Annotated in this window: 18 protein-coding genes, 1 tRNA gene and 1 pseudogene; 7 read left to right on the forward strand and 13 right to left on the reverse strand. The window is 58.7% G+C overall.

Features of this window, described 5'->3' with window-relative positions:
* Positions 1-18: 18 nt before the first annotated feature.
* The 5 genes and pseudogenes from KXD86_RS16335 to KXD86_RS16355 form a co-directional block, all read right to left on the reverse strand.
* A complete protein-coding gene (locus KXD86_RS16335) occupies positions 19-534 on the reverse strand; it encodes a P-loop NTPase family protein (RefSeq protein ID WP_218637231.1) in 516 nt (171 codons plus the stop codon).
* Positions 535-834: 300 nt separating this feature from the next.
* Positions 835-1,098: a Txe/YoeB family addiction module toxin gene (locus tag KXD86_RS16340; protein WP_218637232.1), complete on the reverse strand. Its 264-nt coding sequence runs from the start codon at positions 1,096-1,098 to the stop codon at positions 835-837.
* A pseudogene (locus KXD86_RS16345) lies at positions 1,095-1,241 on the reverse strand (type II toxin-antitoxin system Phd/YefM family antitoxin); the annotation flags it as partial. The gene KXD86_RS16340 and the pseudogene KXD86_RS16345, both read right to left, overlap by 4 nt.
* Before the next feature lie 85 nt (positions 1,242-1,326).
* Complete coding sequence (locus tag KXD86_RS16350; RefSeq protein ID WP_218637233.1) at positions 1,327-3,027, reverse strand: choice-of-anchor I family protein; 1,701 nt, start codon at positions 3,025-3,027, stop codon at positions 1,327-1,329.
* Between the two features lie 124 nt (positions 3,028-3,151).
* Entirely contained in the window at positions 3,152-4,087 is a 936-nt protein-coding gene (locus KXD86_RS16355) for a hypothetical protein (protein WP_218637234.1), read from the reverse strand.
* 289 nt (positions 4,088-4,376) lie between these two features.
* Here KXD86_RS16355 and KXD86_RS16360 point away from each other — a divergent pair, with 289 nt between their 5' ends.
* Positions 4,377-5,018, forward strand: a complete 642-nt coding sequence (locus KXD86_RS16360) for an MBL fold metallo-hydrolase (protein ID WP_218637235.1) — start codon at positions 4,377-4,379, stop codon at positions 5,016-5,018.
* On the opposite strand, the gene KXD86_RS16365 is transcribed toward KXD86_RS16360, so the two are convergent.
* On the reverse strand, positions 5,015-6,631 hold the full coding sequence (locus KXD86_RS16365; protein WP_218637236.1) for a methyl-accepting chemotaxis protein: 1,617 nt from the start codon (positions 6,629-6,631) through the stop codon (positions 5,015-5,017). The two genes, KXD86_RS16360 and KXD86_RS16365, sit on opposite strands and share 4 nt — an antisense overlap.
* A gap of 223 nt (positions 6,632-6,854) precedes the next feature.
* On the opposite strand from KXD86_RS16365, the gene KXD86_RS16370 reads away from it, so the two are divergent.
* Positions 6,855-7,520 carry a hypothetical protein gene (locus tag KXD86_RS16370; RefSeq protein WP_218637237.1) on the forward strand — a complete coding sequence of 222 codons (666 nt, stop codon included), beginning with the start codon at positions 6,855-6,857 and terminating at the stop codon, positions 7,518-7,520.
* A gap of 3 nt (positions 7,521-7,523) precedes the next feature.
* Here KXD86_RS16370 and KXD86_RS16375 read toward each other — a convergent pair whose 3' ends face one another.
* Both KXD86_RS16375 and KXD86_RS16380 read right to left on the reverse strand, forming a co-directional pair.
* A complete protein-coding gene (locus KXD86_RS16375; protein WP_218637238.1) occupies positions 7,524-8,147 on the reverse strand; it encodes an L-threonylcarbamoyladenylate synthase in 624 nt (207 codons plus the stop codon).
* A complete protein-coding gene (locus tag KXD86_RS16380; RefSeq protein ID WP_218637239.1) occupies positions 8,144-8,500 on the reverse strand; it encodes a BolA family protein in 357 nt (118 codons plus the stop codon). The genes KXD86_RS16375 and KXD86_RS16380 overlap by 4 nt, the downstream gene beginning before the upstream one ends.
* 125 nt (positions 8,501-8,625) lie before the next feature.
* On the opposite strand from KXD86_RS16380, the gene KXD86_RS16385 reads away from it, so the two are divergent.
* From KXD86_RS16385 to KXD86_RS16400, 4 genes are all read left to right on the forward strand, one after another.
* Complete coding sequence (locus KXD86_RS16385; RefSeq protein ID WP_218637240.1) at positions 8,626-10,800, forward strand: DNA topoisomerase III; 2,175 nt, start codon at positions 8,626-8,628, stop codon at positions 10,798-10,800.
* 114 nt (positions 10,801-10,914) lie between these two features.
* Positions 10,915-11,652: a response regulator transcription factor gene (locus KXD86_RS16390; RefSeq protein ID WP_218637241.1), complete on the forward strand. Its 738-nt coding sequence runs from the start codon at positions 10,915-10,917 to the stop codon at positions 11,650-11,652.
* Positions 11,645-13,282 (forward strand): FecR family protein, encoded by a 1,638-nt coding sequence (locus KXD86_RS16395; RefSeq protein ID WP_218637242.1) that lies wholly within the window; start codon positions 11,645-11,647, stop codon positions 13,280-13,282. Before KXD86_RS16390 ends, KXD86_RS16395 begins: the two co-directional genes overlap by 8 nt.
* Positions 13,283-13,315: 33 nt before the next feature.
* Complete coding sequence (locus tag KXD86_RS16400; RefSeq protein WP_218637243.1) at positions 13,316-15,883, forward strand: CHASE2 domain-containing protein; 2,568 nt, start codon at positions 13,316-13,318, stop codon at positions 15,881-15,883.
* Between the two features lie 37 nt (positions 15,884-15,920).
* On the opposite strand, the gene KXD86_RS18920 is transcribed toward KXD86_RS16400, so the two are convergent.
* The 4 genes from KXD86_RS18920 to KXD86_RS16420 all read right to left on the reverse strand — a co-directional run bounded on the left by KXD86_RS18920 (position 15,921) and on the right by KXD86_RS16420 (position 19,168).
* Entirely contained in the window at positions 15,921-16,337 is a 417-nt protein-coding gene (locus KXD86_RS18920; protein ID WP_228739648.1) for a fibronectin type III domain-containing protein, read from the reverse strand.
* Positions 16,338-16,791: 454 nt separating this feature from the next.
* Positions 16,792-17,607: a DODA-type extradiol aromatic ring-opening family dioxygenase gene (locus KXD86_RS16410; protein WP_218637244.1), complete on the reverse strand. Its 816-nt coding sequence runs from the start codon at positions 17,605-17,607 to the stop codon at positions 16,792-16,794.
* 47 nt (positions 17,608-17,654) lie between these two features.
* Positions 17,655-18,602, reverse strand: coding sequence for a glutathione S-transferase family protein (locus tag KXD86_RS16415; RefSeq protein WP_218637245.1), 948 nt, complete (start codon positions 18,600-18,602; stop codon positions 17,655-17,657).
* 89 nt (positions 18,603-18,691) lie between these two features.
* Positions 18,692-19,168, reverse strand: coding sequence for a DoxX family protein (locus KXD86_RS16420; protein WP_218637246.1), 477 nt, complete (start codon positions 19,166-19,168; stop codon positions 18,692-18,694).
* Between the two features lie 164 nt (positions 19,169-19,332).
* Here KXD86_RS16420 and KXD86_RS16425 point away from each other — a divergent pair, with 164 nt between their 5' ends.
* Positions 19,333-20,229, forward strand: coding sequence for a LysR family transcriptional regulator (locus KXD86_RS16425; protein ID WP_218637247.1), 897 nt, complete (start codon positions 19,333-19,335; stop codon positions 20,227-20,229).
* A gap of 96 nt (positions 20,230-20,325) precedes the next feature.
* Here the strand turns inward: KXD86_RS16425 and KXD86_RS16430 are convergent.
* Positions 20,326-20,402: transfer RNA gene (locus KXD86_RS16430), tRNA-Met, on the reverse strand.
* Positions 20,403-20,421 lie beyond the last annotated feature (19 nt).

Below are 20,421 nucleotides of genomic sequence, written 5' to 3' on the forward strand. Positions count from 1 at the left end.
ATGGATTGTTAGATTCATCTATCTGATCTTTCGGTACACAAAGCTATTCAGCTCAGAGACCGAATTAACTATGTACAATGACTTTCTATCTGAAAATTCTTCTAATCTGGCAATGAAATCATCATTCCAGAATTTGGGGCATAGCCGCAAAACTTTATAGCTTTCAAGAGAGCCTTTTAGTACCGAACTGCCATCAGGCCAACCTTCAGGTTTTACGACCAGCCCTTTTAGAAGTCTCTTAGTCACAAACCAGTAGCTTGTTAAGTATGGCAGATCAACGTAAACCAACGTATCAGCTGCTTCCAAACGCTGGTAAAACGAGCTTACTGGTCCAAACCCATCAATTATCCAACGTTCAGACGATAAGATACGCTCATGTTCTTCATCGAATAAACGGCGATCTACCAGCTCCCCATTCTTTTTGTACACTATCGAATCTAGCTGGTGTAACTGTATACCAGTTGCCAACGCTAGCGCTTTGCTTAAAGTAGATTTACCGCTTCCGGGCTTACCGAAAACTGCTATTTTTTTCATACTGCCGCCTTTAAAGGATTTATTCCCATGAGGCAGAAACAGAAAACCCACCTCTCTGGGGTGGGTTTGATAAATTACAGACGCATCAAAACTCCCACCATTCCTAGGGAATGATGATAATTCGAGACATTTTGTGCGTAAGATTTAGGTTCATGCGACTTAGCCTGCTAAAGGAGCACCATCATGTCAACTGAAAGTCGGATGAAGCTTTTCTCGTAAGCATATAACGCGAAGCTTTGCGGCAATTTTGGAGCCGCGAAGCGGTGGAAAAATTGTCCGGCAACAGCCGCTGGTTATCCATTATTCGAAGTGGCTCCAGAGTCTGAGGATTATCACCACTTGCTCGTCCTCTAGACCTTGGTAGACCGGGCGATGCAGAATATCAATGCGGCGTGAATAGGCCCCCGCAAGATCACCAATGAGCTTCTCAAGCGGAGGTGGTTTGCGGTATCGATCTTCCGCTATCAGCACTAACAGTTCCTGAGCTTTTGGTTTGAGGCCGCTGGAGGCCCGTTTCTTTGCATCTTTCTGGGCTTGCTTGGTGTAAACCAACTTCCATGTCACCAGCCCAGCTCCTCATCGCATTCATCCATGGGGGCATCCATCCCCTCACGAATAGACTCCCGCATACCTGGTACGGAGAGCAGGTAAAGTGTTTCCTGAATTACAGACCAGTCTTCCTCGGAAACCTGAACGGCTTTGACTCGATGATTGCACCAATTTGACTGCGTCGTGATTACTTTCCAACGGCCCTGGAAGGACCCGCTGGAAAGTAATCACGCCAAACGAAACTCAGTCCGCCGACAACTCAATCACATCAATCCCGTACAGGGTGGTCGTGCCACTCACTTCATTACCCACCGCCAGCATGGGCATGCTGTTAGGACTGTCTCCGGCAGGAATGAAGGCCAGTCCTTCGGGCCCCAGGTCACCGGCCAGGCCATTTTCCAGGTCGGTCTGTGACACCGAGAAGTCGCGATTATTGAGGTACTGAACAAACTCCGGGTTCTGTGGATTCGTCACGTTGTACACCATGATGCCGCCGGCGCGCTCAAGCCCGATAAAAGCGAACGTCTGGCCGTTAATCTCCCCGACCGTGATGGCCTCCGGCTCAGGGCCTTTGTCGTCCGAGCGGTTGTCGAACGAGTTCTCGTCGTTGTTGCCGTTGAAGTTGTCCGGAATCAGGCGCGCGGTGATGCGCTCAAACTCGCTGCCGCTGTCGAATACCTGCGTTCCATCGGCTGACCAGATCGAGAAGGACCGGGCGCCGTAGGCATAGAGTTCCTCATACACGCAGGTGGTTTCCACATAGGTGGTGTCGTACTCGCCGGCGGTCAGGGTGACATTGGCGGGATCGCTCGGATCGCAGGAGGCACCATAGCCCAGCGTGGAGGTCACGTTCAGGCGTCCAAGGCTCTCGGCTTCCTGAAGCTCGGCCGCATCCGGAAACGCCGCGGCATCCAGAGTCAGGTCAGCAACGCGGAATTCCTCGCTGAAGCCGGGGTAGTCCCGGGAGTCCCCCTCGTTGGCGGTGAGGTAGTAGGTCTTGCCGTTATAGCCGTAGCTGGCGATAGCGTCCGGGTTGTACATGCCCTTTACCGGCCAGTTGCGGAGGTTAATGCCGTTGTCTTCGTTACTGGCATCCAGCTCGTTGCCCAACAGGCTGTGATTCTTGAATCCCAGTGGCAGGATGGCGGTGATTTCGCCTGCGGCAATATCCAGCTCGGCAACCGCGTTGTTTTCCTGCAAGGCAATCCAGGCGGTCTCGTTATCCAGGGAGACGGCGATGTATTCCGGCTCCAGGTCCTGTGCCAGCGTAGCGCCCGGCCCGAACACCCGCACACCCTGTGACACAAGGTCGGTCTGCTGGGCGTTAAACGCCGTAAAGTCCGCCGTGGTGACCGTGGCCGCGCCAACACCATTGGAGAGGTCAATGATGCTGACGGAACCTTCCGGATCGTTAGTGTAATCGTCGCTCGGCTCGCCTTCGTTCGCGACCAGCACAGCCTGGCCATCCCGAGTGAAGGTGACCATGTCGGGCAACGCGCCAACGGTCACTTCCCCGACCTTGTTCAGGTCGGTGGTGTTGTAGAACACCACTTTGCCGTTGTCCTGCTTCACCGGTGCCTCGATGGCGACGGCTACGAGATCCCCGTAAACCGCGACGCTGTTGGCTGAGGCGCCTTCGGTGGTGGCGTCGATGGTACTGAGTTTGGTGGGCGTTTCCGGATCGTTGATGTCCAACACATCAACGGTGGAGTCATTGGCGTTGATCACGAACAGGCGTTGGTTGACCGAGTCGTGAGCGACGATTTCGGCAGCGCCCTCGTCAAACGCCCCGCTGGCGTAGGTGCCCAGCTTGCTCAATTCGATCAGGGTCTGACTGGTGCCAGATGCGCCGTCGGTGCCGTCATCACCGTCGTCTACACAACCTGTAAGTGCGAGAAATGAGCCCGTGATGGCTAGAGTCAGGAGAGATTTGCGAAATTCCATGGTCGCCTCAGTGTGTCCAATGTGTTGGTATTTCGGACACACCCTAAAGAGGCTTTATGACAGTTCCCGGTCAGTTATACGACAGTTTCAGGTCAGGCGGGATCGGGTCCCGCCTGACTCTGGTTTACAGCGGCAGCGCCGCGCCGCAGGTGTTCTGATAGGAAACCTCACTGCCATTGACCAGCACTTCCAGCCCGAAGCCCCGGCCGGTGCTCTGGCCATAGCGCGCTTCAACGGTACCATCCCCTTCCAGAAGAATGTGCCCCCGGATGGGGCAATCTTCCGTCAACATCACCTCTAAGGGGATCGGTGTGGAGTACGAGACATAGCCCGCAAGAGCAGAGCTCACCAGATCGGCTGTCATGGAAAGTGTGATGACGTCACCAGACTGGGAGACCTTGAATTCGGAATCCCGCGTTGCGACGTAGTCACTGCCCAGCCGGTATTCCATCGATGGCGATTTCGTGGTTACAGTGAAATCAGACTCATTGGTGACGCTGATTGTCGACGTCTGGCTGCCAAGGATCGCAAGCGCTTCACCGGTATCCAGTTTCTGTCCCGAAATATTGATCCGATCCACGACGGTTGCCGAGGAACCGCCGCTGGAAGCCGTTAGATCCGATCGGTATTCGCCATTCAGTTGAAGCAAGCCATGGCTGAACGTCTGCACCTGGCACTTACTGAACGTAAACACGTAGCTCTCGCTGGTGGCACCCACGGACTGTTGAACATTCACCACGCCATCCGCATTTGCGCAGCTGTACTCCGGCTCAGCCGCCGCCGCCGTGGCCACCGCCGTGCCGCCAGACGGTGCCAGGAGGGAGGTCTCAACGTCCTCGACAAGCGAAACCACGTCATTGATGTCCGAGTAGGCCGCCGTGGCGTCCTCAAAATCACTCTGAACCCGCAACGAAGCCTTTTTATCGCCAAAACCCTGAGTGTCGAGAGACAGCTGGGTTGGCGAACTCGCCGATCCACCACCTCCACCGCCTCCGCCACAGCCCGTGATCAGAACGGTTGCCACTGCCATTGAGAAGTACTTCACGCCTGCCATGTCCATTTTTTACTGCTCCTTTTCGGGATACACCTTGATCGCATCCGGACCATGCGACCACCCGGCATTACCGCCCCAGAAGAGATTCCCGGGGCGAATGATTTATGTACCTATAAGCTACCGTCTAATCGGACAATTGCCAGTCCAGTCCCTCACTATCTAACGGTGATGGCGTTAAAATTGAGGGCTGTGTCACATCCTGTTTGTGCCTCGGGTAGCGATCATCCGGGTTTCAGCCATCGCGAATTGTCGTAGACTACGTCGCCAACTTGATCTGACAGAGGTAACGCCTGCCATGAAATACCGCATCATCCCGGTAACTCCGTTTCAGCAGAACTGCTCGCTGATCTGGTGTGAAACAACCCGGAAAGCCGCGGTGGTCGATCCTGGCGGCGATCTGGACCGGATTCGCGCTGCCGTGAGCGAGGAAGCCGTTACCGTCGAAAAGATCCTGCTCACCCATGCCCACATTGACCACGCCGGAGGCACGGCGGAGCTGGCGCGGGAGCTGGCTGTTCCGATCGAGGGTCCTCACCGGGAGGACCAGTTCTGGATTACGGGTCTACCCCAGCAGGCTCAGATGTTCGGTTTCCCGACCCCAGAGACGTTCACCCCGGACCGCTGGCTGAACGATGGCGACGAGGTGACCGTCGGCGACCAGACCCTGGCGGTGCTGCATTGCCCGGGCCACACACCGGGGCACGTGGTGTTTTTCAATCAGGCGTCCAGACTGGCCCTGGTTGGCGATGTCATCTTTCACGGTTCCATCGGCCGAACCGATTTCCCGAAAGGCGACCATGCCACGCTGATCCGGTCGATCCGGGAAAAACTGTTTCCGCTGGGGGACGACGTCGCCTTTGTCCCGGGGCACGGCCCCATGTCCACGTTTGGACAGGAGCGGGCCACCAACCCGTTTGTCTCGGACCACCGAGGCTAACCTTGCGATAACCGGAACTGCGCGATGGTCGCCCGGAGGGTCTCCGCCATAGCCAGCAGATCCCCGGCGATGCGAGTGGTTTCCTGGGCATCCTGTGAGGTTTGCTCGGCGGAGCGACTGATCTCAATCACGTTGTGATTGATCGATTCCGACACCGCGCTCTGCTCGTCAGCGGCACTCTCCATTTCCTGGTTAAGATCAGTGATCCGGCGCACCGCCAGGGCAATGGTCTGAAACTCGGACTCGACCCTGAGAATGGCCTGGACCTGATGCTCCGCCATTTCCGAGGCGTGACTCATGGTGGCCACACAATCCACCACCTCATTTTTCAGCCCGGTGATGGTGTTGCGAATCTCCTCGGTGGAATCCTGGGTACGGGATGCCAATGCCCGAACTTCATCCGCCACCACCGAGAAGCCACGCCCCTGCTCGCCCGCCCGCGCGGCCTCAATGGCGGCGTTCAGGGCAAGCAGGTTGGTCTGGTCGGCAATGTTGGAGATCACCTCCAGCATGTCCGACATCTGGCTGGTGCGCTGATCCAGTTGTTCAATTCGCCGGGCCCCTGCCTGAACCTCGTTGTTCAGTGCCTCAATGCCCTCAACCGCATTGCGCGCCAGTTGTTCGCCGGCGCTGGCCGAGGCGGCGGTATCGGCTGATTGGCGGGTGGTGTGAATGGCATTTTCACGGACCTGAACCGCCGATGCAGCCATTTCGGTGGTGGCACTGGCCACCTGATCGGTGTTATCCCGCTGTGCGAGCACTTCCCGTTCCGTGGTTTCGGACTTTTCCGCAATGCCCCGCGCCGCCCGCTCGACCTGTTCGGCATTGTCCATCACCGTGTTCATGCTCTCGCGGATCTTCGCCATCATCCGGTTAAAGGCGCGAGACACCGATCCGATCTCATCGTTCCGGCCAACCTCAAGCTCAATGGTCAGGTCAGAATTGCGGGATATCTCGTCCATCCGGTCATGAAGCCGGCGCAGACGTGCAAACACCAGTCGGGCAAGAACGAGTGCGGTCAACAAGAATACCGCGGTAAAAATCACCGCCTGGATACTGCCGCTGGCCAGGAGCTGTTGATGCAGGCGGGCATCGGTTGCGGCCAGGGAATAGTCCACACGAATGGCCCCAAGCACCTGCCCTTCCTCAGCCTGATGACATCCGAGGCAATTCACGCCCTGGTAGTTTTCACTGGCAATGACGGGTTCAACCAGCGTGTAGACACGACCACGGTCATTGCTGGAATAGGACTCCACGCGCTCACCGGCCAGCGCCTGCCGGTCCAGAGCATCGCGCTTCTGCTCGGCGGCGGTTCCTTTGCCAAACATCCGGTTTAAATGGTCACTGCGAACAACCCGGATATCCAGGACTTCGTCGGGCGCCATCACCTTCTCGCGCAACACATCCCGGTTGGCGATCGTGCCCGTTACCATCATGGTATTGAGGCCATCGAAATAGGATTTGGCCAGGCCATCCACGTACTGGTGGCTGAATGCCTCCATGTGCTCGCGTTGGGCCTGGGCGTTGTAGAGAACCGTCAGCACCAGAACCAGGGAGAAAGCCGCCGCCAGCGCAGCGAGTAACAGGAAATGGATGGAGTGTTGTCTTTTCATGGCAGTCCGGCAGATAGGGCCTACAACAGAGATTGAGAGAACTGTCGTGCTCGACGTCGGTCGACGACAATGAATCGACACCGGACTTTATAGAATCGCGCCATTTTTTTACTGACGCAGATCAGGTCTGAGTCAACTCCCAGAATGGCCCGAAACCTGCATAACCCACCCCAGACGACGATTTTCCGGCAAACGTTTGCGTTGCCAAGAGAGGACACCCGCCATGTCACTACTGACATCCCTGATTCGGGCAAGCACCCAGTTCCAGCAGGCCATGGAAAAACGCCCATCTCCGGATAGCGCGGCGCAGGGCGCGCCCGCCAAGGCCGACAGCCCTTCCCCACAATCAGCCGGAGCACCCGGTGATGACCGTTTCACGCCCTCCGGCGAAGACAGCACAGACCTGGCCAGGCTCAAGTCCCGGAAGCTGGCGATGGCGGATTACAAACAGTCGGTTGGGCAGGATCTTGCCTTCGTACGGGAGACGCTGCGGCACAAGCTTGCCGAGTACAACCTCGCGCCCAACACCGCGTTGAACGTGAACCGGGATGAGAGTGGGAAGATTCAGGTCACCGGCAAGATCACCGAGGAGTCGAGGGCACTCATCGAAAATGACCTGAACATCAACAAGAACTTCAAGGACGCCTTCAGCCGGTTGAGCCTCAATGAGCCGACGCTGCATTTCATGGATAACGCCTTGAAGCTGAACCAGGCCTACGGGGTAAACAACCCGCTGCTGGACACGCTCATCAGCGAGAACCAACAGTTCAACGGCCTTCCGGACCTGGTGCACCGGTACGACACCCTGCGCCGCTCCGCCAGTGCCGAGCACCTGGAAGCGGCAGGCAATAGCCGGGGCTACGCGTTCAACCTCAACGCCCGGGCCTAGACCTCACACCGTGAAGGGTTCGGGGTCGCCCTTGCCGACCCGTGTGACCACGGGGGCTTCGCCGGTGAAATCCACAACTGTCGTTGCCTCCATGCCGCAGAAACCACCGTCAATGATCAGATCCAGCTCATGCTCCAGGGTCTCCCGGATGTCATAGGGATCGGTCATCGGATCGGTTTCACCGGGCAGGATCAGGGTACTGCTCATGATCGGTTCGCCAAGCTCGCCCAGCAATTCCTGAACAATGGCGTTGTCCGGAACCCGAACCCCGACGGAACGCCGCTTGGGGTGGAGCAGCCGGCGTGGCACTTCACTGGTGGCGTCCAGAATGAACGTGTAGGGTCCGGGGGTGAAATTCTTCAGTAACCGGTACTGGGTGTTATCCACCTTTGCGTACACGCCAATGTCGGAGAGATCCCGGCAGACAAGGGTAAAGTTGTGCTTGTCGTCCAGCCGACGAATCCGTTTGATCCGGTCCGCCGCCTGCTTGTCCCCCAGATGGCAGCCAATGGCATACGCCGAATCCGTGGGGTACACGATCACGCCGCCGCGCCGGAGAATATCCACCGCCTGGTTGATCAATCTCTTTTGTGGAGTTTCCGGATGAATCTGGAAGAACTGGCTCATGAGCCTTTTCCCCCACCCACAGACGCTGCCATGGCCGGGTCGTTCTTGGAGCCACCCATGCAATTGGGCGATTCGGGCGACGAATTCCCCGCCGCCTCCCATTCGTCCGGCGAGTAGAGGTGCAGGGCCAGGGCATGGACCTCACCCGCCAGCTCTTCGGACAGGACACTGTAGAGGGTCTGATGGCGCCGGACTTTCATCTGGCCCTCAAAATCCGGGGACACCAGGGTGACCTTGAAGTGCGTCTCCGAATTCGGCGGCACACTGTGTTTGTGGCTCTCGTTCTCGACCTGCAGAAAACGGACGTCAAAAGCCCCGTTGAGCTTCGTCTCGATGGTGTTCTGGATCTTCATTACTCAATCCTTTTGCAACTGCGTTCTTTCCTCCAGTCTACTACACAAACCCCCAGCCGCCCGAACCTTGACAGCAAAGAACCAAACAGCCACATTCCCATCCCGACCCAATCGCGCTCAGAACCATGCACCTCTATATTGCCGAAAAACCAAGCCTCGGCCGCGCCATTGCCGCCGCCCTTCCCGGCCCTTATCAGAAAGGCCAGGGCTGGATCCGTTGCGGCGAAGGCGACGACGCTGCCACCGTCAGTTGGTGTATTGGCCATTTGCTGGAGCCCGCTGAACCGGCTCGTTACAATCCCGCGTGGAAGAAATGGCGCCAGGAACATTTGCCCATGTTCCCGGAGCAATGGCAGGTCATGCCCAAGGACAGCGTACTCCAGCAACTGAAGGTGCTTGAGTCCCTGATCCGTCAGGCCAAAACCATTGTCCACGCGGGGGATCCCGACCGCGAGGGCCAATTGCTGGTGGACGAGGTTCTCAGGTACTTTGGCGCAAAAGCGCCGGTTCAGCGCATACTGATCAACGATCTGACACCTGCCGCAGTGGTGAAGGCCGTTCAGAACCCGAAGGACAACCGTGAATTCCGCCGGCTGTCCCACTCCGCGCTCGCTCGCCAACGCGCCGACTGGCTGTACGGCATTAACCTGACACGCTTCTATACCCTGACCTACCAGCAGCAGGGCGAACAGGGCGTCTATTCCGTCGGCCGGGTGCAGACGCCGGTTCTGGGTCTTGTGGTGGAGCGCGACAACACCATCGAGAACTTTGACCCCAGGCCCTTTTTTCGCATTGAGGCGCGGTTCACAGCGCAGGAAGAGGAAGCGGACCAAACCCCGTTCACCGCACGCTGGCTACCCGACGAACAGTTCCGCGATCACCTGGATGAGGAAAACCGCTTGCTCGACAGGGCAACGGCAGACCAGATCGCCGCCGACACCAACGGACGCCCCGGAACGATCGTCGAGTCCCGGTTTCGCGACCGCCCGGAACCGCCGCCTTTACCTTTGTCACTCTCGGTACTTCAGATTGAGGCCGGGCGGCTATTCCGCATGGGCGCCAAAGAGGTTCTGGATACGGCGCAGAATCTGTACGAACGGCACCAGCTGATCACCTACCCGCGTTCTGACTGCCGGTACCTTCCGGAAGGCCACTACGGCCAGCGGGAACAGGTGGTACGGGCGATTGGCCGGGTTGCGCCAAACCTCGCTGACGCCTGCAGCTCGGCAGATCTTGAGCGCCGAACCGCCGCCTGGAACGACAAACAGGTAGACGCCCACCACGCCATCATTCCAACCAGCCGGCCGACCCCGAATGGCAAGCTGACACCGGCCGAAGAGAAAATCTACGACCTGATCAGCCGTTACTACCTGATGCAGTTCGCGGCCGATGCCGTGCACCGGGAAGGCCGCCTGACGGTGCGAGTGGCGGAACACAAGTTCCGGGCCACCGAGACCGCCATCCTGACGCCTGGCTGGAAGGCCCTGGAACTGAAGCTGCGGGAAGGCCGAAGCGATCCCCAGAAAGCGCCGCTCCCACGACTGGAACGGGGCGAACCGGTACTGTGCGACGACTGCGCTATCACTGAACGGAAAACCCAGCCGCCGCAGCACTTCACCGACGCCACCCTGCTCTCGGCGATGACCAACATTGCCCGCTTTGTCAGCGATCCCGAGCTGCGTAAAACGCTTCGGGAGACCGATGGGCTCGGCACCGAAGCCACCCGCGCCGCGATTATCGACACGCTGTTCAAGCGGGAGTACCTGTACCGGGACAGCCGGCACATCCGGGCCACTGACAAGGGAAAGGCGCTGATCGGCGCCCTGCCCGAATCCGTCAGCAAACCGGACCGTACCGCGGTATGGGAGGCAACACTGGAAAGCATCCGGCGCGGCGAGGGCGACCCCCGCGCCTTCCTCGACACCTTGAAACAGGAAGTCCGGGATTTCATTAACCGCCCGCAGGGCGACCGTGTCGCCGATGAACCGGCGGACGCTGAGCCGGGGCAGGTGCACTGCCCGAAATGCCGGGCGCCCATGACCGAAAGGGACGGCAAGTTCGGGCGCTTCCACGCCTGCACCCGGTACCCGGATTGCACAGGCACGAGACCCATCGAGGATACGGCTCCGGCGGATGGCACCGGCCAGAAGCCGATCCCCTGCCCCCACTGTTTTTCGCCGTTGGTCCGAAGAAAAGGTAAAAAAGGCTGGTTCTGGGGCTGCAGTAATTTCCCAGCCTGCCGACAAACCCTTAATGACGAGGATGGAAAACCTGCCATCCGTTTACGCAAGTCTACATAACGATACTGAATACACTTTCACATTTTGTGATAATCCGGCGGTATGGCTGATCAGTCCGTCTGTCACCAGCCTATCGGCACGATCAAAACAGCGAGCAACCCCGGGAGAGGCTTCATGCGAATCGCTCTGCTTGAAGACGAATATGAACAGGCACAGCATGTACAGTCGATGCTGTCCGAGCGCGGACACCACTGCGACAGCTTCCCGACAGGTCAATCGTTTCTGAGTGCGGTTCTGCATCGCAGCTACGACCTCCTGATCCTGGACTGGCAGATTCCCGACATGACCGGCATCGACGTGCTGGAAAGCGTTCGGGCGCAGCTCAACTGGTCCATTCCGGTCGTCTTCCTTACCCAGCGTGACAGCGAAGCGGATGTTGTCCGGGCCCTGGACGCCGGCGCCGACGACTACCTGGCTAAGCCCGCCCGGGAAGCCGAACTTGTGGCACGCATTAACGCACTCGCTCGCCGGATCAATCCGGACAGCGACAAGGAACTGCTCAAGTACGGTCCGTTTGAAGTGAACACCCAGCGCCGAATCATCACACTGCATGGGGAAGAACTGACCCTTACGGACAAAGACTTCGACCTGACCCTGTTCCTGTTTCAGAATCAGGGCCGACTGCTCACCCGGGAGATGCTCCTTGAGCGGGTTTGGGGCCTGACAAGAGACATCAATACCCGCACGGTGGACACTCACATGAGCCGCCTTCGCCGCCGCCTTGGCCTGAATCCCGAGAACGGCTTCCGGATCAAGACCATTTACCAGCGCGGTTACCGGCTCGAGTCCATGCAGGTGCCCGACGCGGAGACCACTGACATCGTCGAGACTGACCGGGCCGCGAATGAGTAAAACGGGAGTACAGCGCATTCTCCGGGTGCTGTGGGCGCCGGCTATCCTGTTGACGGCTTTCAGCGCCCAGGCTGAACTGTCCATCACCCAGGGTTCGGCATCGTCCGTCGAGGATTCACAGAGCGCGGCGACGCCCGAGTGGATATACACGTTGCGACCCGGCGAGAGTTATCGTCAGGTGGCGAGTGAACTTCTCGCGCCCGGCTACACGGCCGCACGCCTGCTGCAGTACAACAACGTCGAAAAGGGTTCAGCGATTGCCGAAGGCGACAGCATCCGTATTCCGCTGTCCTGGCTGAAACGCCAACCAGATCCGGCCCGCGTTACTACCGTGTCCGGATCGGTTCAACTGATTTCCGGCTCGGACGGCCGAAAGCTCCCATTGACCGCCCAAACCCTGATTCGCGTGGGTGATGAAATCCTGTCCGGCTCCGGCTCGGCCACCATTGCTCTGGCGGACGGCTCGGAAGTGCGGATCTCACCGGACTCTCGCCTGATCTTTAATCGCCTGACCCAATACGGCAAATCCGGAATGGTGGATACCCGCCTTCGCCTGCACACGGGTGAAGTGCATACCCGGGTAAAGCCCGTGATAGAGGGCGGCGCGCGGTTCGAAATTGAAACCCCATCGGCCGTTGCCGCGGTTCGGGGAACTGCGTTTTCCCTGCAAACGTCGGTAAATGGCACCAGCTTACAGGTGACCCACGGCGTGGTGGATTTCGGCGCTCCCGGAAAAACTCGGCGAATCCCGGCAGGATACAGTGCGGCGGTTTCGACCCAGTCCAATACCGGTCTCAGCATCCGCCGCCTGCCGCCCGCGCCTGAGGTGAATCCGCTTCCGGCCACCGTCACCAAACTTCCGACACCGATCAGCTGGGCACCGAGTCCCGCGCCGCGGCACCGTCTCGACATTTTTGAATCCGACAGCGGTCGCTGGGTGGAAAGCCGGAAACTTGAGGGCAACCAGTTCAATCTGAGCATGCTCGATAACGGCGGCTACGAGATTCACCTGGCGGCGTTGGACAGTCGCGGCACCGCGGGTATGCCGGCGGTGATCCCCTTCGAGGTGGACCTGCAGGCCCAGGCCGCGAGCCTCTTGGCGCCTGCTGAAGGTGGCGTCGCCAACGATGACATGCCGGAATTCCGCTGGACCCTGAACGGCCAGAATGAAGTCGCGAGGGTGGAAATTGCCGAGGACGACAGTTTCCGGGAACTGATCACCACCAGCGAATGGGCGCCGGAAACGTCGGCACTGCCCTTGCGCCCGCTCGGACCCGGCCAGTATTACTGGCGCGTCGTCACCGAAGCCGGTGGCAACTCGGTGGCGGTCAGTGAAACCCGGACACTGGTCGTAAATGGCAGCCTCCCGCCGGTTCGAATTATCAGCATCAACTATGTGGATAGTCAGGTCCGGGTGTTCTGGGAGAAGATCAAGACCGCCAAAGAGTATCGCCTCCAGCTTTCCGAAGAGCCTGAGTTCCAGAACATCATCAAGGAAGCGAAGCTGGCAGATACCACGGCAGCCTTGCGCCTGATTCCCGGAAGACGGTATTTTGTGCGGTTGAAAGCTCTTTCTGACGGCCCCTTGACCAGTCGCTGGGGACCCGGGAGGGAACTCTACCTGGAATAATCCATTGATCGACCGAACGACACAGCAGGGCTCATGAACCGGGAATGGCTGCCAATAAGAACGACCCCCTGGACCATGGGCCTGATACTGCTGGCACTCCTCCTCCTGATCCAGTCATCGGAACTGCCCCAACGGCTGGACTTGTGGCTATTCGATAAGGCCACCACCGCCGCACCGGCCCAACCTTCGAGTCAGGTTGTGATCGTCGCCATCGACGAGCTCAGCCTGGAACGGCTTGGCAGGTGGCCATGGCAACGCTCGGTCCATGCCGAGCTCATCGATAAACTGAACGCGGCTGGCGCAGAGGCCATCGTCTTCGACGTTCTATTTCCCGAGCCTTCGGTCGATGACACGGCGCTTGCCGGGGCAATGCTCCGCCATGGCAATGTGGTACTGCCCGTACATCTGTCTCCGCCGACCGCCAACCATCTCCTGAGGGAGGAACTGCCAGCACCTGAGCTCGCAGCCGCAGCGTCCAGTCTCGGACACGCCCACGTTGAACTCGACGAAGACGGCGTTGCCCGCGGGCTTTACCTGTTCAATGGCCTGGGCAACCAGCTTTGGCCCAGCCTCTCCGTGGCAGCCACCAGCCGGTTCGGGGACGCCTCAGCCCCCCATCCCGCGCCGCCATTCATGAATGTCCGGGATGAGTACCGGGCGGTGCCACTGGCGGGTGGGGCCGGCACACTGCCAACCTACTCCTACATCCGGGTACTCAATCAGCCACCGGCGCCTGAGGTTTTCGACGGCAAGACGGTATTTGTCGGTGCAACGGCCGCAGGATTCGGCGACATCCTGCCCACGCCTTTTTCCGGATTGAGTCGACCCATGTCGGGCGTGGAATTCCATGCCAACACGCTCTCGGCGCTCAATCAGAATCTTCTGATTCGCCGGGCTCCGGCGTGGGTTTCGCCGGTCCTTACCCTGGCGATCGTGATTGCGCTGTCTGTCACGCTCCCACGAATGCGGCCAACGCGTACCATAGCGGCCTGCGTGCTGACTGTGGCCGCACTGCTGACATCGTTTCTCTTCGGGCTGTTCGGCACCCAACTCTGGCTTCCTGTTGCGAACGCACTTCTGGTCCCCTTGCTGGCACTGCCTTTGTCCAGCGGCTTCCGCCTCGCCATGACCAACCGGTTTCTGAACCGGCAACTGGACGACCTCGCCCGCAGCCCACACATCTCGGTTCCGGAACCCTCACGCAGACACCCTGCCCAACTGCTCCAGCATTTCCAGGCATTGCTGCAGCCCGAGGGGTGGCTGCTGTGTGAGGGGCAGAATACCCTGTCGCTCCAGGGCCTTACCGTTGCCGATATTCCCGACAGCCTGGAAACCGGGCGATGGATTCACGACAGCAACCGCAGCTGGATAGGGCTGGTGCGCGGCAATACCCTGTATACCCTTGGCCTGATCCTGCCGAACGACCTGAGCCGCGAGGCCATTCAACGCTACCTGCGTCGCCTTCCCCTCGAACCCGGTGATCAGAACCCCCGGACGGAAAAACCCCGGGAAAACATCTCAGCCAGGATCGAGCGCGTGCGCGTTGCCACGGAACGGCTCAACTACATGCAGGAGTTCATCCGGCGCAGTTTCGAGCGTATGCCGGACGGCATCATTGTGACCGACGAACTGGCGGTTATCCGCTTTGCCAACGGCCATATCGAGGAATGGTTCCAGGAACCGATGCCAAGCCTTGCCGGCCTGCCGCTGGCCCGACTGCTCGAAGGCCATGACCCACGGGAAACGCCACCCTGGCATGAAACGGTTTCGGAAACCCTGACGCTGCGGCAAAGCCGCACGGTGGACCTTCGCATTCACCACAAGGACTTTCTGATCCACTTCGCGCCGTTTGCCCTGCCGGACAGCGACCAGCACGGCATCATCGCCAACATCTCCGACATTTCCGAGCTTCGGGAACAGCAGCGCCAGCACCGGGAGGCCATCGACTTCATATCCCACGATGTCCGATCACCTCTGGTGTCCCAGCTGGCGCTGATTGAGCAGTTGAAGCGGGACCCCAGCCACATAGAAAAAGAACAGCTCGACCAGCTGGGACGGCTTGCCCGGAGGAGTTATCACCTGGCGGAAGAGTTTGTGCAGCTTGCGCGCGCCGAACAGCTGACGGAAACCCGCTTCTATGAGTGCGAGTTCCTGGCCATTGTGGAGAACGCCCGTGACAGCGTGAGTGAGCAGGCAGCGGAGAAGCGCATTCAGCTGCAACTGCAGGGAACGGAAGACCTCTGGCTTAAAGGCAATGCCGAGCTGCTGGAGAGAGCCGTCATCAACCTGCTGACCAATGCGGTTCAGTACAGTCCGGAGGGGTCAGCCATTGATATCCAGGTTTTCCGGGCTGGCCACCAGGCCTGCCTGACCATTGGCGACGAAGGCAGTGGTATTGACGCGGATGAGTTACCTCACCTGTTTGATCGCTATCGACGTCAGAAGAGAAGCGAACTGGCCGGCGTGCATGGCACGGGTCTGGGCTTGTCGTTCGTAAAGATCGTGGTGGAGAAACACAGAGGGGAAATCTCGGTGGCTTCGACGCCTGGCGAAGGCTCTACCTTTACCCTGAAGCTCCCGATTGCCGACCCCCTTGCCTGAGACTGCGTTACTTCAGGCTTACAAGGGGCACTACGGATCAAGATTGAATAGACTTGCTGACTACATCGGACGGTGCGCTTATCACGCCACTGGTGTCCTGAACCTGAATTGTAAAGTACCAGGTACCATTCTCCAGGCCGTTAATGGCATACGACATCTCTGCCTCTGACTGAGCGTTGTTGATCACAACCTCTTCGCTCATGTCTTCTACATCCTTCCCATAACGAATCACATACTTCTCGAGCTCGCCCATGCTGATGCTATCGCCGTTTTCACGGGTCATGGGTGCACTCCAGCTCAGTACGGCGGTTTTCTCGTCGATGTAGCCGCCGCCACCTACTGCAGATCCTGTACCTGTACCGGAGCCGGAACCGCCTCCGCCACAGCCTGTGAGAAGAGCTCCGATTGCAAACGCGGCGATCCCTGCAGCTGACACTTTGTTGACGCGTTTCATATCTATATTCACCATTTAATCGTCGTTACAGTGGAGTTGTTCAAATCGTGAGCAAGTATGAACGACCCAAACGTCAATTTCCTAATTACAAATTGGTCAATTTTCCGTCAGCTATTGGTAATAAAATAGTCCATTGCCCTGTTTCCCGGGCAAATTTTGGCCTGAAATGGAATTAAGGTACGGGTTACTACGTATAAGAAAGCCGTAAAACAGGCGGAAAAAAGCGTCACACTTAACCGGAGTTCATAAAAACACAGCCGACCAATAGCCCGGAGGCGACACTTTTTTAACTCAGAAGAAGGGAAAACTCGTCAATTTATTAGCATGACGATCCGGCGTACACGATGAGCACAACAGATCAGCACAAAAAGGAGGGTCGCTCGCGCGGCCGGGGAGGAAGGTCAGAATGGGAGCAGAAGAAAACGATCAGGAGAAAGAGACCAAGAGAGAGAGCCTAGAGTGAGGTTCGGCGCCCCCAGTGGAACATCCCGGATTGCTTGCCCAGGATGGTTGCCGAAAGGTGAGTTTCACAGGCCCGGTCGGCCAGCCCGTAACACACATGCAACGGCAGCAGGTGCTCTTCCCGGGGATGACAGAACCGGGCGTACGGGGCCAGATCCCAGTGGGCGAGGCGCTCGGCACGCTGCGATTCCGGAAGGTCGGGGTCGGTACAAGTTTCGGTCAGCCAGTCCTCGAAGGCCTGGTTGCGGGCCTGAATCTCTGCGGTGCCGGGGGTGAAAAACGCCCGCATATTGTGGAACGAGAACCCGGATCCGATCACCAGCAGGTTGTCGTAGTCCAGGGTCTGCAGGGCCTTACCGATAGCCAGATGCACACGGGCATCCAGACTGTTCACCAGGGACAACTGAACGCAGGGAATATCCGCTGCGGGGTACATCAGCTTCAGCGGCACAAACAGGCCATGGTCAAAACCGCGCTGGCTATCAAGCCGGGCCGGAATCCCCGCTGCCTCCAACGCCCGATAGACCTCACCGGCAAGCGCGGGCTCCCCGGGACAGGGGTATTGGATGTCGTACGCTTCCGGCGGAAAACCATGGTAGTCATAAATCAGTGGCGGGGTGGTCCCGGCGGTGATCGTCGGGACCGACTCCTCCCAGTGGGCGCTGATCACCAGGATGGCCGACGGCTTCGTCAGTTTCTCGCCAAAGTCAGTGAGCTGTTCCACCAGTTCCCGGTGCCCTGGATCCCCCAGCAACGGCATCGGCCCTCCGCCATGGGAAAGAAACAACACGTCGGGTTCTGTGGTCATGGCTACGCCTCCGGCAATCACTTGTAGTATGGCACTGAAAATCCCGGTCAGAGCTCACCCGGGCCCGCCGGTACAATACCCGTCGGGTTCAGGGCCTTGATGGAATAATACCCGGCCTTGATGTGATCAAGGTTCACTGTGCTGGCAATGCCGTCCAGCTTCAGTATCCGATGCATGTAGGCATGCAGACGGGGCATCGCCTGCAACGTGTTGCGGTTGCACTTGAACAGGCCGTGGTAGGCCGCATCGAAACGCACCAGGGTTACGAACAGGCGAATATCCGTTTCCGTCAGGCGACCCCCGAACAAATAGGTGCGCCCGTCTGCCAGTCGCGCCTCCAGTTCGTCGAGCGCTGCGAAAACCCTGGTGTGGGCCTCATCGTAGGCGGCCTGACTGGACGCAAAGCCGGCCTGGTAAACACCGTTATTCAGATCCGTGTACAGATACGCATTCAGACTGTCGATGTCGGACGCCAGGTCTTCCGGATACAGGTCCGGGCCCTGATCCACGATGCCGCTGAACGCACTGTTCAGCATCCGAACCACATCCGCAGACTCGTTGTTTACGATGGTTTCGGTCTGCTTGTCCCAGAGCACAGGCACCGTGGCCCGGCCGGAGATGGTCGGATCGGCGCGGGTATAGAGCTCGTGCATGTAACGGGCACCGTTGAGGCTATCCTCGTCCGCTCCGGGGTAACCACCGAACTGCCAGCCCTGGTCGGTCAAGCGGGGATTGACCACCGTGATTCCGACCAGGTCCTTCAGCCCTTTGAGTTCGCGAACCATCAGCGCCCTTGATGCCCAGGGACAGATGTACGCAACGTAAAGATGGTAGCGCCCCTTTTCCGCCCTGAATCCGCCGGTCCCGGTTGGCCCGGCGGAGCCATCTGGCGTGATCCAGTTTCGGAACGGGGATGTCTGTCGAATAAAACGCCCCTGCTCATCCTTCGCCTGTACCGGTTGCCAGTTCTCTTTCCAAACGCCATTTACCAGCATAATCCCGCTCTCCTGTCAGCACGGCACTCCCCGCAGCGGAGGAGTGCCAGTTCAAACCTGACGTGCTTCTGTGAATTAGACTCAGATTGTTACAGGGCAGCGCGCTCGCCCTGTCTCGCATTGCCGAGTTGCTCGAGCAGCACGTTATCGATGGCGAATCGGCCGCCGCCCTGAATGGCCAGCGCCACGCTCACGACAAACAGGGTCAGCGCGAACTCATAGCCGTTGTTGGACATGAACAGGCCGTTCCCGATGTGCACCGCAAAGATCGCCACCAGCATGGCAACCGCGTTCACCAGAGCCGCCGGCCGGGTCAGCAGACCAACGGCCAGGGCCAGGCCACCAAAGAACTCGGCGCTGCCGGCCAGCAATGCCATCAGGTAACCCGGCTCCAGGCCGATGCTCGCCATCCACTGGCCGGTACCCTCAAGCCCGTAGCCGCCGAACCAGGCAAAGAGTTTCTGTGCCCCATGGGCTGCGAGAATCAGACCAACCGGAACCCGCAGTACCAGGGCAGCGAAGCCGGCATTGGATTGAAGCAGTGTCTGTACGAATTGAGTAGTCATGATGGTCCCCTCGAATCTTGCTGTCGTTAAATTGGCCCGAAGCGCTCGCCTCAGGTGATGTGGCTACTCTACTATCGCCAATTTAAAAAACTAAGACGGCCAATGTTGCTTTATTATCAACCATGCATTGATAATTGCAGACATAGAGTTAACGGGAGAGCCCCATGGACCGAATTGATGCCATGCGAGCCTTTGTCACGGTCGTGAACGAAGGGACCTTCACGCGAGCCGCAGACCGCATGGAAATGTCGCCGCAACTGGTCAGCAAGTACGTATCCCAGCTTGAACAGCACCTTGGCGTGCGCCTGCTGAACCGCACCACTCGCAAGATCCACCTGACGGAAGCGGGAGCGAGCTACCACCAGCGCGCCCAGCAAGTGCTCCACGACATCGACGACATGGAAAACCAGCTTGGCGACCTGCAAACACAGGCCCGGGGCCTTCTGCGGATAAGCGCCCCGGTTTCCTTCGCCATCCGACACATGGCTCCATTATTAGCGGCCTTCCAGAAAGCCCACCCCGCCGTAACCATTGACCTCCAACTCAATGACCGCAAGGTCGACATCGTCGAGGAAGGCTTCGATATCGCGCTGCGGATCGGCCACCTGAAAAGCTCATCACTCATCGCCAAGCGAATTGCACGGGTGCGCCTGGTGATGTGTGCCTCGCCCGACTATCTGACAACACACGGCACGCCCGAGCGGCCCGACATGCTCAGCGACCATCATTATCTGCGCTACAGCTACATGGACTTAGATAGCAATGAGGCCGTGCACCGCTGGCTGAGAAACGCCAAAGGCGACATGGTCAGCAACAATGGGGACGTGCTGGTGGAAGCGGCCATCGCCGGCGCAGGAATCGCGCTCCAGCCCACCTTTATTGCGGGCTCGGCCATTCGAGAGGGAAAACTTCGGATCGTGTTGCCGGAGTGCGAGCCAGAGCCGATGGCGCTCTATGCCGTGTACGCCCACCGGCAGCTGCTGGCCAGCAAGGTGCGCAGCTTTGTGGACTTCATGGACGGGTATTTCGGGGATCCGCCCTACTGGGACCGGTTCTCGTAATCGACCATCAGAAGTAACATGATCGCGAGACGATTTCCGGGACCCCAGACGCAAAAAAGGCAGATCAGCGACGTACTGATCTGCCTTTCTCTAATATGGTAGCGGGGGCTGGATTCGAACCAACGACCTTCGGGTTATGAGCCCGACGAGCTACCAGACTGCTCCACCCCGCATCAAAACTGGTTGTTTACC

The organism is Marinobacter arenosus, assembly GCF_019264345.1.
Lineage (GTDB): Bacteria > Pseudomonadota > Gammaproteobacteria > Pseudomonadales > Oleiphilaceae > Marinobacter > Marinobacter arenosus.